This is a genomic window from uncultured Imperialibacter sp., from assembly GCF_963974565.1.
Lineage (GTDB): Bacteria > Bacteroidota > Bacteroidia > Cytophagales > Cyclobacteriaceae > Imperialibacter > Imperialibacter roseus.
In genome coordinates this window covers 343188-358015 of sequence record NZ_CAXBCJ010000002.1, presented here as the reverse complement: position 1 = coordinate 358015, position 14828 = coordinate 343188, and the positions used below count along the sequence as shown (strand labels likewise).

The 14828-nt window shown below is 45.4% G+C and carries 13 protein-coding genes; 9 read left to right on the top strand and 4 right to left on the bottom strand.

All coding sequences use genetic code 11. The features are described from left to right. Window positions 1-44 precede the first annotated feature (44 nt). Complete coding sequence (locus AAC052_RS04280) at window positions 45-1142, bottom strand: DUF5009 domain-containing protein (RefSeq protein WP_339811234.1); 1098 nt, start codon at window positions 1140-1142, stop codon at window positions 45-47. A 382-nt stretch (window positions 1143-1524) separates the two neighbouring features. Here AAC052_RS04280 and AAC052_RS04275 point away from each other — a divergent pair, with 382 nt between their 5' ends. The 7 genes from AAC052_RS04275 to AAC052_RS04245 all read left to right on the top strand — a co-directional run bounded on the left by AAC052_RS04275 (window position 1525) and on the right by AAC052_RS04245 (window position 7604). After that, window positions 1525-2625 (top strand): hypothetical protein, encoded by a 1101-nt coding sequence (locus AAC052_RS04275; RefSeq protein WP_339811232.1) that lies wholly within the window; start codon window positions 1525-1527, stop codon window positions 2623-2625. 12 nt (window positions 2626-2637) lie between these two features. Then, on the top strand, window positions 2638-3684 hold the full coding sequence (locus AAC052_RS04270) for an Ig-like domain-containing protein (RefSeq protein ID WP_339811230.1): 1047 nt from the start codon (window positions 2638-2640) through the stop codon (window positions 3682-3684). A gap of 67 nt (window positions 3685-3751) precedes the next feature. Next, complete coding sequence (locus AAC052_RS04265; RefSeq protein ID WP_339811228.1) at window positions 3752-4300, top strand: DUF2911 domain-containing protein; 549 nt, start codon at window positions 3752-3754, stop codon at window positions 4298-4300. 7 nt (window positions 4301-4307) lie between these two features. Next, window positions 4308-4748 (top strand): DUF2214 family protein, encoded by a 441-nt coding sequence (locus AAC052_RS04260; protein WP_339811226.1) that lies wholly within the window; start codon window positions 4308-4310, stop codon window positions 4746-4748. A gap of 149 nt (window positions 4749-4897) precedes the next feature. After that, complete coding sequence (locus AAC052_RS04255; RefSeq protein ID WP_339811224.1) at window positions 4898-5839, top strand: type IX secretion system membrane protein PorP/SprF; 942 nt, start codon at window positions 4898-4900, stop codon at window positions 5837-5839. A 194-nt stretch (window positions 5840-6033) separates the two neighbouring features. Further along, complete coding sequence (locus tag AAC052_RS04250) at window positions 6034-6945, top strand: PorP/SprF family type IX secretion system membrane protein (protein WP_339811222.1); 912 nt, start codon at window positions 6034-6036, stop codon at window positions 6943-6945. A gap of 122 nt (window positions 6946-7067) precedes the next feature. Beyond that, entirely contained in the window at window positions 7068-7604 is a 537-nt protein-coding gene (locus AAC052_RS04245; protein WP_339811220.1) for a hypothetical protein, read from the top strand. Between the two features lie 42 nt (window positions 7605-7646). Here the strand turns inward: AAC052_RS04245 and serA are convergent, their stop codons facing one another. Further along, window positions 7647-9539, bottom strand: coding sequence for a phosphoglycerate dehydrogenase (gene serA / locus AAC052_RS04240; RefSeq protein WP_317491516.1), 1893 nt, complete (start codon window positions 9537-9539; stop codon window positions 7647-7649). Between the two features lie 232 nt (window positions 9540-9771). On the opposite strand from serA, the gene AAC052_RS04235 reads away from it, so the two are divergent. Continuing rightward, complete coding sequence (locus tag AAC052_RS04235) at window positions 9772-11895, top strand: hypothetical protein (protein WP_339811218.1); 2124 nt, start codon at window positions 9772-9774, stop codon at window positions 11893-11895. A 19-nt stretch (window positions 11896-11914) separates the two neighbouring features. On the opposite strand, the gene AAC052_RS04230 is transcribed toward AAC052_RS04235, so the two are convergent. Next, a complete protein-coding gene (locus AAC052_RS04230) occupies window positions 11915-12616 on the bottom strand; it encodes a uracil-DNA glycosylase family protein (protein WP_339811216.1) in 702 nt (233 codons plus the stop codon). 77 nt (window positions 12617-12693) lie between these two features. Between AAC052_RS04230 and AAC052_RS04225 the strand changes: the two genes are divergently transcribed. Further along, entirely contained in the window at window positions 12694-14055 is a 1362-nt protein-coding gene (locus tag AAC052_RS04225; protein ID WP_339811214.1) for a GntP family permease, read from the top strand. 44 nt (window positions 14056-14099) lie between these two features. Here the strand turns inward: AAC052_RS04225 and AAC052_RS04220 are convergent, their stop codons facing one another. Beyond that, entirely contained in the window at window positions 14100-14765 is a 666-nt protein-coding gene (locus AAC052_RS04220; protein ID WP_339811212.1) for an ABC transporter ATP-binding protein, read from the bottom strand. Between the last annotated feature and the right edge of the window lie 63 nt (window positions 14766-14828).

The window sequence follows — 14828 nt, the reverse complement described above, 5'->3', positions numbered from 1 at the left end:
TTTTGTTCATCTAAGAGGGATCTTTCGCCGGATCCCTCTGCTTTTTACACCTTGATGTAAATGTTTCTTTTCTCAAGCCATTTGCCGGCAGCCCAGCAAATCATCATAAACGCAACGGCGAAGGCCAGCGAGTTGATGTAGGGGGGCAACCAACTGAAAAGGCTCTCATAAGCCACACGGAAAAGACTCCTGTCTCCTATTTTGACCACATACATCGTGATGGCCAGGTATTCGGAAAGCAAATAAATGAAAAGAGGGTTCTTTCCGAAGGTCTGGAAAAAGCTGAATTTATATGGCTTGGCAGAAAACTCCGTCAGGTAGATAATAATGCCAATAATGATGAAGTCCAATCCAATAGTAAGGACGACAAAAGAGCTCGTCCAAAGCTTTTTGTTGAAAGGGAAGATGAAGTTCCACAAATAGGCGACCAACAATATGTAGGCACCATACAGCATGACCTTGGCCAGTTTTTCGTAGCTGATACCTTCCTTAACGTACAGCCCCAGCAGATAGCCGCCAATCACATTGACAATAGAAGGCAGTGTACTAAGTATTCCTTCTGGTTCAAAAGCGACACCCTCGCCGTGGTACATGTGCCCGTCACCTAAAATCAGGAGATCCAGCGTTTGTCCAGCATTGCCCAGCATGGAGAGGTCACCAAACCACGACATAATTGCCCAGTAGCCAAGCAAAAGCCCTCCGGATACCCAGTACAGCGTTTTGGTGGAAAAGAAATGGATCATCAACGCACCGGCGAAGTAGCAAATGGCAATCCGTTGCAGCACACCAAGTATTCTGGTGTCTGAAAACGGTATAAATGACCATGCACCGGACGCATCCTGCCTGAAGAAAGGAAACCAGTACATGATAAAGCCTAGAAGGAAGATGACGGCGGATCGCTTTAGAAGCTTCAGAAAAACGTCTTTAAACTCCCAGTCTTGCCATTTAGGCATTACAAAAGCCAGGGCATTGCCCACTGCAAAAAGGAAGGAAGGAAAAACAAGGTCGGTGGGGGTGAACCCATGCCAGTCGGCGTGAAGCAACAAAGAGAAAGTAGAGGCGCCATCGCCGGGCGTGTTCACAATGATCATGAGACAAATCGTCATCCCACGAAAAATATCCAATGCTTCAAATCTTTTCATTTGAGGTAGGGTTAGGTATGTAGCAGTATTTGTTCAATCGCTACCAGTGTTGTTTGTTGGCGGCAACAGTGTAATATCTCACTTAATAAGTTGAAGTCAAAACATAAAATCAACCTTTGTGATAACCGGAATATTGGGAACGAAGCAAAATTGGGATAGACTGGTTTGCACGCTTCTTTCACTTGTAAGAACCGGATGATTCCTCAGGTTGAAATAACCGGCTCTAACGAATCAAGGATTTATCATCTATGCCGACTAGCCTAAGTTTCATGTCCGTTAAAGGACTTTCTTTGGGCCAATGCTGGCAATTCTAACCGCTTATAATTAACTTTTAACCTATTGGTGGTGAAATGGTTAACAAAGTATACTAAATCCCAACGCTATGAAAAAACTACTTACAATCTTATTTTCAATGCTCTTCTTTATCGCTTCGGCAGAAGAGAAATCCCTGAAAGCCAATTTTAAGGACGGCAACCCGAATATCAAGTCGATCAATGCCATGACATTTGGCCCGGAAGGCATCCTTTTTATTGGGGACTCTAAATCGGCCTCAATTGTTGCTCTTGATACAAAAGATGCAAAAGCCACGGAGGCTCCGGCCAAAATAGAAATGAAAAATGTAGACGTGGCTATTGCGGCTGCGCTGGGAACGACAGCAGATAAAATTTCTATTCAGGACATGGCGGTGAATCCAATATCCAATGTCCCCTATTTTGCTGTTCACAACCAGGACGGGACGCCTGTGTTACTGAAGCTTGTTGGCGAAAAAATTGAATGGGTTCCTCTCGACAAAGTTTCTTATTCTTCAAGAGGGATTGAAAACGCCTACGCAGAAGACTACAAAGACGACAGAGGCAGGGCTCAGCGGGTGTGGACAGTATCTGACATTGAGTTTAAGAATGGCAAGGTAATGGTGACAGGCCTGAGCAATGCCGAGTTCAGCTCGACATTCCGAACCATGGCCTTTCCTTTTGGAAACAGCCAGGACGACGCTTCTCTTGAAATATATCATGCGGCTCATGGCCGATTTGAGACCTACGCACCAGTGAAGACATTCACCACGAGCACAATCAACGGCAAAGACTACCTGGTAGCCAGCTACACATGCACGCCATTGGTGCTTTTCCCAATGGATGAGTTGAAAGGTGGCAAGCACATCAAAGGCCGCACGGTCGCCGAATTTGGTGCTGGCAATACGCCGCTGGATATGATAGTGATTAACAAAGGTGGAGAGAGCTTTCTTTTGATGGCCAACAGTAATCGTTCGGTAATGAAGGTGAGGTTCTCTGACATTGCCGGATTTGAAGGTAGCCTTACAGAGCCGATCGAGGAGCCTGGCAAAACGGGCGGTGTTAATTTTATAGCGCTTCCTATGGTCAATGTTGTTCAATTGGATAAATTGGGCGACAAGAACTTTGTAATGTTAAAAAGAGAAGCCAATGGTGATCTTAACCTTATCACTGGCAATGATTTTTGGTTATAAATTCATCCATACTTGAAGAAATATTACTTAATACCCCTGCTGGTTTTAAGTTACTATGTGGCTACTGCTCAACGTTCTCCTGAGTTTATTTTGGAAAAAGGAAAGGCAGTAGCCATTCAGTTTACTTACAATGGCGACCTAAAAAGACTTTCAGTTGCCCTCCAGAATAACCCAAGGCCTATTTTTGGGCAATTTCTAACAGAAGGGGACAAAACTATTTTCAGAGCGGCTATTCCTTTTGCCGAAGGGCAGGAATATGTAATTAAGGAGGGGGAGAAGTTGCTTTCCCAATTTCGTTTTGAGGGCGACAACGAGCCACCCCCCATTGTACTGGCCGTTTACCCAAGCTCAAATACTGTTCCCGCCAATCAGCTAAAGATGTATGTCAAATTTGATCAGCCCATGAGGGCAGATGGCGTCTACGAACATATTTACGTGGCAGACGAAAATGGACGGAGGCTGCCTGTTGCGATACTGCCATTGCAGCCAGCCTTGTGGAACGCTGATAATACCATGCTGACTCTGTGGTTTGATCCGGGGAAAATCAAACGGGATTTGCAACCCAATCGAATGCACGGCACTCCACTACAACCCGGCAAGCGATATTCGCTGGTAGTCAAAGGAGCCTTTAGTAGCCAAAAAGGAGATCAATTAGGTCAGCGATTTAGTCGTCCTTTTTCCACCGGTGATGATGACAGGGTGAAGCCCGACCTTGAGACATGGAAGCTGGTGGCCCCATCTGCTGGCAGCAATGATGCACTTACTGTTCAATTCGGCGAGCCGATGGACTTTGGCTCATTGGATGGGAAATTTAGTGTGAAGACGGAAAGTGGCGACGGGCAAATAGTTGATGGCGTTTTTGAAATCACAGCTAGCGAAACCGGACTGACTTTTAAGCCAGCTAAGCTGTGGTTGCCAGGTTCCTATGTGCTGGTTGTTGACCCAACCATTGAGGATCTTGCCGGCAACAACCTCCAACGACTTTTTGATGAAGATACAACTGTTGAGAACCCGGATCTGGCGAAGCAGGATTGGCATCTAAAATTCATCATCAGGTAAAGTTGCTCTTGCGTATAGATCAATCAAAATTGATTAAGTTGTGGGTTAAATATAAACCGTTATTGATATGCGAAAGAAAATACTAATTGGAGTTGGCGTGTTTGTGGTGCTGATTGCGGCTGCCACGCTTTATATGATGAATCGCAACAGGACACTTAGCCCTCCGGGTAGTGCTGAACTATCCAACGGTGGGGTGAACGTTTCTTTGATTTACAGCCGCCCATCTGTCCGCAATAGAGTTGTATTTGGAACTAAGGAAGAAGGAGCGCTGCAGCCTTATGGTGTTTACTGGAGGCTGGGTGCGAATGAATCGACAGAAGTGACTTTTAGTAGTGACGTGCTTTTTAACGGAAAGCCGCTGCAGAAGGGTACTTACAAGATATATGCCGTGCCAGGCCCCAACACTTTTGAAGTGATTGTAAACACGGAGCTGGGAAAATGGGGAGCTATGGAACCTGACTATAGCCTCGATATTCTTAAAACTACTGTTCCAGTTGTGACGGATGGCTCTCTGACAGAACAACACACCATCACACTATCTCCTGCAGATGGCGGCGTTGATATCAACGTAGCATTTGAAAAAGTAAAGTTCACCATTCCTATAAAGGCTAACTAATAGTAAGATGACTGGCTATATTTTGGTTAAGTACCTTCACTACCTGGGTATTCTGGCTGTATTCAGCAGTTTGGTAGGGGAGCACCTGCTCCTGGAAGACAGGCTTTCCCGCAAAGCTATCCAGAGGCTCTCCATTGTCGATGCCGTGTATGGAATCGGCGCCCTGCTCGTAATGGGCGCTGGCTTTACCTTGTGGTTTGGAGTGGGCAAGCCTGCCGACTTCTACAGCAACGGATGGATTATTTATGCCAAGCTCATTCTTTTTGGTATTGTAGGAGCTATTTCTCTGATTCCCACTTTTTACTTTCTGAAAGAAAGGAAGGGCGATCCAGAAGAAGTGATTGACATTCCAAAGAAGATGAAAATGATTCTTCGTATCGAGCTGACTCTTGTATTGATCATTCCGTTGCTCGGGGCTATGATGGCGATGGGAGTAGGGGCAAGATAAGAAACACCGCTGCAATTTAATTGAGAAGTACACCTATTTCATACAGAAATTTTTCAAAGTCTTTGTTGTTTGATGGAATAATTTGCCTTACTTAAGGTAATTTTACAAGAGGATTTCTGTGCTTTCACATTTCCTGACTACAGCAGACTATGAAAAATATTTTTAGTATTCTTATTTTATCTTGTCTTGCCAGCTCCTTATCAGCTCAATTTAACACCGGACGTACTTGGTCTGATTTTTATTTGTTTGATCCAAAAATTGCCAATCCAGCTTTCGCTGGACTTAATGAAAAGCAAAATCTATTGCTGGTAGCTGACTTTGACATGCAACCAAGTTACGCTACTTCTGTAAATGGATACATGCTGTCTGGCGACAGTAAGGTAGAGGGGATCGGTGGCGCTGTTGGAGTCGTAATAGGTATCAATAGCTCTGATATTTTCTCCAGTTATTCTCAATCAGTGATGTATGCTTACCAGCACAAAGTATCAGCTGACGCTGAACTAGGGATTGGGATGGGAGTTAATTTGAATCAGTATGCTTTCTATTTATTTTCGGATTGGGATGGGCAATATACTCCTTATGGGCAGCTGCCCGAAGGAAATGTAAATGGGGTCAATGCTGATGTTGATCTGGGCTTGAGCTACAAATACAAATCATTTCTCCTGGGTTTAAGTATGCAGAACGCAGCGGCATCAAAGGCCAAATTCACAGACGGCTTATCTGCCTACAACAGCAGACAGGTCAATGTGTTTTCCCAAACCATTTTTCGCCTCGGGCCAAAATTTAGCCTCGAACCTACACTTATGTATGTTCTGTATCTTCCCAGGACTTATTCCTCACAGAGCATCCTGGATGTTAATTTACTTCTGAGGTTCAGCAATAAAGTCTTTATTGGAGCTAAATTCAGCCCTTACAAAAGCTATAGCAATGACTATCCTGTCGGGCCAGTGAGTGTATATGCTGGACTAAATCTTACTGACTCTTTTCAGGTAGCTATGAGGGCACGCCTGAACATGTGGTCTATGGAAAATCAGTACAGCGATAGCTACGTAGGAGTAATGCTCAAATATGGTTTTAATAATAAAATGTAATACGAGTAACCTTGCCATAATTAGCGGAGGGGAAGCCTTGTGTGGGCTATTTTATTTTTAAATATACGTCTTTCAGGTGGTTACTAATTGACTACATCTCTTATTGATATTGCCGTGCTAGTCATGAGTAAATAATTAATTAAAAAAATCGCAGACAGTAAAACCATGATGTTTTCTACTAACTGGTAAAAGAGATGAAAACAATTTCACTTTCCCTGATGCTTCTTTTTTTGTTAAACGTTGCCTCTGGCCAAACACTTTCAGTTAAGGATTTCTATTTTTCTGCTCCTCTTTTTATCAATCCTGCCATGGCCGGCGAAAGTGATGACCCAACACTCACACTGATTTCTCACCTGCCTTCCAGCGGTGTCGATGGAGCACCTGCTAGTGCAACTTTTTCTTACGATCAACACCTTAAGAAAATCAACAGTGGCATTGGCGCAGCCATGAGCAGGGAAACATTAGGGGTGCATTCTGGGTGGAGGTATACGCTGATGTACAACTATAGATGGAAATTTTCCGGAGGGAATGAGCTTGCGTTGGGTAGTTCTTTTTTTTACATCCGACAAGAAAGTGATTTTTCTAAACTAGGCATTTATGGTGGTTCTTCTCTCCTTGCCGGTGTGGTGAGGTCAAACTATTTTAGTTACGACCTTGGAGCGAGCTATTCGTTTTTTAAGGGGACGAAAGCAGGTCTGAGCTTTGTCAATTACCCGTACAATTATCGGGAAAATTTTTCCGATGATTTCTCGGAAATTAAAGATCGAAGGAAATTATTTGCATTTATCCAGCAAGATTTCAGGCTAAGCAAATGGTTAAAGTTGACGCCATCGGCACTTTATGCCCTCCCCGGTGAACTGTCGGCAATATTGAATTTGAATGCAACGGCCTACATTGGCAAATGGGCGTTTGTTGGTGCACAATATTCAAACAATAATAGTCTTAATAACACATCCAATGTTTTTGCAGGATTATGCTACAATGATGCCATACAAATTGGTGTGAAGGTATTCAAAAAGCAAACTCAAATGCTTGCATATGGATACCGCTCGGCTGCGTTCATGCTGCAGGTAAGCCCGAAAAGGAAGGACAAGAGTAAAGATTGACCACAGAGCTATACCGGTCATTTGATACTTTTCCATACCCACCAGCACCTACCAGAAAATACCTGATTGAAGTGATGTTCTTGGCTCTCTCTTCAAAATACCTTTGAGGAAAAACTTAGAGCATGAAATCGAGAATCATCTTTTGCGCTGTTATCATGGGTGCGTGCCTTAGCGGCTGCGACAAGCTTAACGAGCTGCAAGACCCTTCATTTAAATATGTAGAGCCATACCTCGGGAAGTGGAACCTGACTTCGGTAAAGGCTTATGATTTGTTTGTGCCGGGCGGCAATGCAGACAACGCCCAAACCACTAACGAGCGGGAATACAACGACGTAGCTGGCTGGACTGAGTTCAAAAAAGACAAGGACAGTGACGACAGCTACTACAGAGGCAGCTTTTCGGTAACTTATGGTACAGTTGACTATTTAGGCGGAGAGCACCCCGCTGAAACATACGAGGGCGCCTTCAAATGGGACGCCGACGAAGATAAGAGCATCTACATTGAAATGGACGACTCAAAAGGTAAAGTACTTGGTGCCGCCTTGAGCATTGCCACTCTTAACCCGAAAGAGCTTACTTCGTCGACGATGAAACTGACCTTCACTGATGGAGGATTCAACGACGAATACAATGTGGTGGAGTTTACATTTACGAAGTAGAAAAGCATAAGGAGCCCATGTTTAATAAAAGGGCTCCTTATATTAATACAAAACCCTGAACCTAATCGTCCCCTCAATAGCTTTCAGGTCGGTTAGCACTTCTTTGTCGTACTTTTTGTTGATGTCGGCGATGACATAGCCTGTCAATTCGTTGGTTTTCAGGTACTGTCCAACCACGTTGATTTCATGCTTGGCAAACACCTGATTGATTTTGGCCATAATGCCAGGTATGTTCTCATGAATATGCAGAAGCCTGTGAGCCTCTTTGAGCAGTGGTAATGTCACATTCGGGAAGTTGACGCTCCCGCTGGTTGAGCCCGTGTTCACATACTCGATCATTTTATTGGGTACGTAGGTGGCAATGTTTTCCTGTGCCTCCAGCGTGCTACCGCCAATGTGAGGAGTGAGGATGGTGTTGGGCAGCCCTCTCAACTCACTGATAAACTCTTCGTTGTTGCTGATAGGCTCGTGGGGGAATACATCCACTGAGCAGCCACTCACCTTTTTGGAGACAATGGCATCTTTCAGCGCTTTGATGTCGACGATATGGCCACGGCTCAGATTCATGAAGATCACGCCATCTTTCATTTTCTTGAACTCAGCGGCGCCAATGATGTTCTTGTTGGTTTTTCTGCCATCCACATGAAGGCTAAGTATGTCTGAAACCGCCAGCAGTTCGTCCAAAGTATTGCACTTGGTCGCATTACCCAGTGCCAGCTTTTCTTCCACATCAAAGAAATGCACTTTCATGCCCATCGATTCAGCTAAAACAGAAAGCTGGGAGCCTATATTTCCGTAACCGATAATGCCCAGGTTTTTGCCACGGATTTCGAAGCTATTGTTGGCCGACTTGTTCCATACGCCGTCATGCATTTTGGCAATTTTGTCAGGGAGGTTGCGGATCAAAAGGATCATTTCACCAATGGCCAGCTCCACTACCGAACGTGTATTGCTAAATGGTGCATTGAATACTGCAACGCCTTTCTTTTCTGCTGTTTCCAGGTCGATCTGGTTGGTGCCAATGCAAAAGGCGCCAATGGAAATAAGCCGTTGAGCACTTTCAAGTACCTTTTTAGTCACCTGGGTTTTTGACCTGATACCAAGAATAGAAACATCTTTGATGCGCTCGATGAGCTCATCTTCATCGAGGCCGGCTGCGTGAACCTCTACCTGATAGCCTTCTTCTTTGAGTATTTCTATGGCTCTCGGATGGATGTTCTCCAGCAAAAGCACTTTGATTCGATTCTTAGGGTAAGAAAGGGTGGTGTTCATCTTGTTCATGTACAAAAATTCGTCGAAGGATGGTGTTATATGGTCTGCTTTATCAGTTACTTTTTTCCTGGATACATTTTCGGTGAAGGCATAGAATTTCTTGGCAAAGCCTGCCGCTTTTATTTCATAGTCGGTATATCCATCGCCGATAACATATACCTCGCCATCAAGGTTCAGAGACTTAATCAAGGCTGGCTTTCCGTTACTTTTCGATAAGATATTGTCTTCGTCGAAGCCGATGATGTTTCCTTTGTCGTCAAAACGGAACTCATTGGCAAATACGTTTTCAGCCTTTACCCCATGGGGAGTCACAATAGGGACGATGAACTCTTTGAAGCCATTGCTGATGATGAAAATATTGTCGCTATAGGTCTCAAAAAAGTCTTTGTTACGCTTTACAGACTTAGTGATGAGTTTGTTCAGGCGTTCGATGAGGGGTGGCAAGTGATTTTTATGTGCTTGCAGAAGATCGAGCCTGCGTTTCAGTGATTCTCTGAAATCGATGCTGCCTTCCATCCCTAAATCTGTGATGTCCTTGATTTTTTGAAGTACTTCTTCTTTTTCCGGCCTTCCGTCTAAAGATACCTCACATAACACGTCCAGGGCTTCAACTTTTGTAAAGGTGCTGTCAAAATCAATGACGAAGAATTTCCTTTCTTCCATTTATGGCTTGTTTTAAGCGCACTAAGTTAAGTATATTCTCGACTGAAGAATGAACACAGTTCAATAAAAAGCATAGTAAACGCACCCATCCTTTTAAATAAATGACTTCATATTTAACTGCATACGTTTGAAATCAAATCAACCTAAGGTTTGGGGGTTTTTGAACCCATGGAAAAAAATCTTAACGAGTAAGAAGCGAAAAGACTGTTTAAAGAAATCAGTGCTGTTTGGTTTGGCAATTTCGAATGTTGCCTTTGCTGCAACTGCGGCTTACTACTTCCGAAGCTATGATCCCCGGGAGGTGAACCTGGTGCTCGGAATTATCTACGGAATAGCTGCCCAATATGGTCTCGGGCTCATGTATTTTCACCTGGATCGTTGGGTGAACAAGCGGCAGGCACCAGTGGGTGCATTGGTTGTATCTTCGATAACGGTTTGTTGGCTCATCGGGAGTAACTTTTTTCGTTTCCCACCCCAATACTACTGGTTGGGAGCGGTGGGCGTATGGCTAACGGCGTTGCCTTTGTCAGCCTTTTTGCTGGGCACTTTTTCTAAAAAGAAATCATCGAAGACCTTTCTCAATCTTGCGTTCATGCTGGGGTCGGTTGGTTCGCTTATTCTCGTCGTCGGGTTCTATTGGCTTACTTACGTCGGGAGTCCGGAGGAGGCAACGCTGCCTTCCACTCCACCGAAGAAGGGTACCCAGTTGACCCTGGCCGACCCTACATTGAATGGCACTTTTGGAGTGAAGACTTTTAGCTATGGGTCGGGAGATAGCAAGAGACGGAAACAGTTTGCTAAGGAGGTGAAGTTTGTTACCCCTACCGTTGATGGCTCCCGAATCATTCCAGCCTGGAAAGGCGACAAGCATAAGGGTAGAGAAAAATACTGGGGTTTTGGGCCAAAAAAGCTTCCTGTAAACGGACTCGTTTGGATGCCGGAGGGGGCAGGGCCATTCCCTATCGTACTCACCGTGCATGGGAATCACTCCATGCTGGAGTACTCCGACCCCGGTTATGCCTACCTGGGTGAGTGGATGGCCTCTAACGGCATCATTATGGTGTCGGTAGACGAAAACTTCCTGAATGGGTCACCTGATGGAGACTTCGGCGGCAAGGAAATGCCCGCCCGAGGTTGGTTGCTGTTGAAGCATTTGCAGCAGTGGAAACAATGGAATGAGGACAAAACTCATGAGCTGTTTGGAAAAGTTGACCTGAACAGAGTGGCTCTGATTGGTCACAGCAGAGGGGGAGAGGCGGTAAGTATTGCCGCCGCCTTCAATGAGCTTCCCGCCTTTCCCGATAACGCACTGGAAGCTTTTGACTTTCATTTCGGCATTAAGGGGGTGATTGCCCTGGCTCAAACCGACTACCGCTACGAGAGACGCATGGAGTTGAAAGGAGTGAATTTCCTGGCGCTTCAAGGCTCGCTGGACAGCGATGAAGATAGCTTTTACGGACTTCGCCAATACAGAAGGACGGAATTGACAGACAGCACTTTCAAAGCAGGCGTTCTCATTCATGGGGCCAACCATGGGCAGTTCAACACCATTTGGGGAGCCAACGATGCGGGGCCTCCCTATAGCTACCTGCTCAACAAAACCCCGCTGGTGGATGGGGAAATACAGCGGAAAACCGCAAAAGTGATGATCGGTGCGTTTCTCAAGTCAGCGCTTTTTGATCAGGCCGATTACAGGGCTGTGTTCAGAAACAGATGGTCTGCCGGCAAGTGGTTACCCAAAAACAATATCAGTATTGTATATCAGGACAATCAGATAGCCATGCTGGAAGACTTCGAATCTGATATTGACATTGAAAGTTTTGGTAATGGAAAATCCGAAGCCGACAGCTTCAAAGTGTTCAGAGAAGAGCTGATGCAATATAAGGGCAAGCTATTTCAGGAAAACAATGCACTCCTGCTTGGCTGGCAGCTTGACTCAGCGTCAGGGAGTACAGCGACCTATAAAGTAAGCTTCCCGAACGGCTTAGGAGAGGCGTTCAACCCCAGCCGGTTTGTGTTCGACTTGTCGCATGGAGACAAAGACTTGCTGGATTCGATCAAGGGGGAGCTGACTCCTGATTTCAGGATTGTTTTCAAAGACAGTGTGGGCAACATATTTGAAAGGCAGCTTGCGGACTACCATGTTTTGGCACCCAGGGCAGAATCGCACTATTTCAAATCGGATAAGATGACTAAAGATCGCTTCAACGTCTTTTGGGAACCGCAGTTTGAATATGTGGAAATAGACGTGAGTGATGCTGAGCTGAATTGGGCTGGGCTAACTGAGATACGTTTTGAGTTTGGAAAGCCGTCGAAGGGGATTGTTTACCTTGATAATATTGGGTTCCGGCACTGACGGTTTTTGTGAAAAACAGTTAGATATGAACGGAGAGTTTGTCAATGTAAACATTGATAAACTCCTCCAGCCTCTTCAACCTGTACTGCATCACCCATCTTGGATGCGGCAGCACTTCCAGCTTTTTGAAAAAGCCCTTTTCATCATTCAGCTTTGAAAGAAACTTCAGATTTTGTCCCTGACCCAGCACGTAGGCCACCTCACGGTTGACGCCCATTTGTAGCTGGCTTTCGAAACAGTTGGTCATAAAGCTCACCCATTGCTTGGTTTGCAGCTCCTTGTGGTCGTAGTAGTTGAGGTTTTTGCCATGCATGGTAAAGCCCACTGGCGACACAGCCGAAAAACAGAAGTGTTGGTAGAAAACTTTGGGGCCGCCAAAAGCGGCAATCATGTGATAGATAAATGTTGAGGAGAGCTCCTGCTTTCTTACGAGGTTGTTTTCAATGCCACAAATGTCCTGCAACTTCAAAGGATCTGTGAAAGGAATGCCCGTTACCCCACCGCCGAAACGACCCGGGTTAATGCCAATGATGAGCGTTCTGGCCTGATTGTCCGAATAGTATTTCCGGTAAAAAGCCTGCGTAAGGGCCCAGGCGGTTGTGTCGGCATAAGGATTCATCACTTCCACGTCTTCTGGCACCTCAGGCCACTCAAGGTGAGCCAAAAAATCGAGGAGCTGTTCTGCAAATGTGAGCTTGCTTTGTCCTGGTGATTGTTCCATGCCATGAATATGATAAATGGAGCCCTTTTATCCAGAACAAATTTTATTATTGATGTAAAAACCAACCCTGCTCGATCATGATAGAAGGCCCGCTGCTGCTCGTTGTCATCCTTTTGGCTGTTGTGCTGATTGTAGTCGGGGCCTCGGTGTTCAAAGTGCACCCTTTCATCATGTTGCTCATGGCGTCGTTGCTTGTAGGCATTGTGGTGGGTATTCCAGCCATCAAAGTAGTTGGTTTTATTAATGACGGCTTCGGGAGTATCATTGGTGGTATTGGGATAGTGATCATATTGGGGAGTATTCTGGGGGTAATCCTGGAGAAATCTGGTGCTGCTGTAAAAACTGCAGAGTTTATTTTGCAAACAATCGGACGAAAGAGCCCGGAGCTGGGGATTGGCTTTTTAGGGGCCCTGGTGAGTATTCCTGTTTTTTGTGATTCAGGCTTTATTATACTCTCAAGGCTTTGTCATGTGATGGCGCAAAAGCGAAATATCGCTGCCGGCTCTTTGTTCCTCTCATTGGCTGGCGGCATGTATACTACCCATACACTTGTGCCACCCACGCCAGGGCCTATTGCTGCGGCAGGTAACCTGGGCGGCGAAAGCTACTTAGGTTTGGTGATCATTTCAGGACTGCTTATTTCCATCCCGGTGGTTTTAATTGCTGTTAGCTATTCAAAGTATATTTTCAAAAAATATCCCTACGAGTCAGAGCTGAGTGACACTCCCATTCTTTCTGATCAGTCTTTGCCTTCCCTGGGCCTTTCCATGAGTCCTATTTTCATTCCATTGATACTCATTGGTCTTGGCTCGGTTGCGCAGTTTGTTGGTTTCCACAATGGACTTATAGATGCTCTAGTCTTTTTAGGAAACCCTGTCATCGCCTTGCTGGCAGGCTTGCTTATAGCAGTGCCGTTGTTAAAGTATATAGGAAAGGTTGAACGCTCGTCTTCTTTTCAGGAAGGCCTTGTGCAAGCCGGGCCCGTCCTTATTCTCACGGGTGCTGGCGCTGCGTTTGGTGCCGTACTAAAGGCCACGCCAATGGCCCAAATGGTGGAAGGCTGGCTAAGTGGCGGAGATGCCGGTGGTATCTACTTTATTCTGGCGGGTTTTGCTTTCACAGCCATCCTCAAGACCTCGCAAGGGTCTACCACCTCGGCTATGGTGATTACCTCTTCCATCCTTGGCCCCCTGTTGTCGCTTGGTGGGCTTGATAATCCCACTGGCATTGTGCTCATGGTGGCAGCCATTGGTGGGGGAGGAATGACTGTGTCTCATGCCAACGACTCTTTCTTTTGGGTGGTGGCTCAATTCTCAGGAATCAAAGACATCAAAGTCGCTTACCGAACGATTACTGTCATGTCGCTGGTGCAGGGAATGACCATATTGGCTATCGCTATTTCAGGCTTCTTTGCCCTTCTTTCACAAAACCATTATTAATGATAGTGAGCAGTCTGATATTATTGACCCAGGCAAAGTTTGGTTTACCTAATGTATCCTAAACTTTTTAAGCCATCAATTCCCTGAATAGGATGAACAGAACCATTTTTCAAAAGAAGCACGGTGTCGCTGCTGTCGATGACCTGCTGGTAACGATGGTCAGTTAGTAAAATACCTTTTGTTCGTGCCTGAGACCGGACAACAGGCAGCAGCTGCTCGACCTGCAAAGGCGACAAAAACGAGAAAGGCTCGTCTAGCAAAACGAAATGGCTTCTGGAATGAAGTAGGAGCAATGCTTCCAGCAATTTTCTCTCACCTGTAGAAAGGTTGCTAAATCGGGTAGTGAAATGTTTTTTAACCAGGTGGTAGCTTAAAACTTCCTCAACCTGATCATCATCGTAACCGAACAACTTCAATAGCTTTTTGAAACTGAGGTGCCCCGGAATACTGGGAAACTGCGGCATATAACTGACGAGGCCACTTTTTCGGAAAGCGCTCCTCACATAATTGGAATTCCATCTTACCGAACCGCCTCCGGGGCTGGCGGTACCAAACAGTATATTGAATAGTGTTGATTTTCCTGTACCATTTCTACCCAGCAAGCCGGTTACTTTGCCAGTTTCACATTTAATGTATACACCGGTCAGCACGCTATGGTCTCCATAACGGAAGTCTATTGAGTCACCTTCTAATACATGGTGTTGAGTCATGTAATCGAATTAACAATTGCTACTAAGGCTAAGAACAGTATAATGTCAGAGAGCCCGGCTACG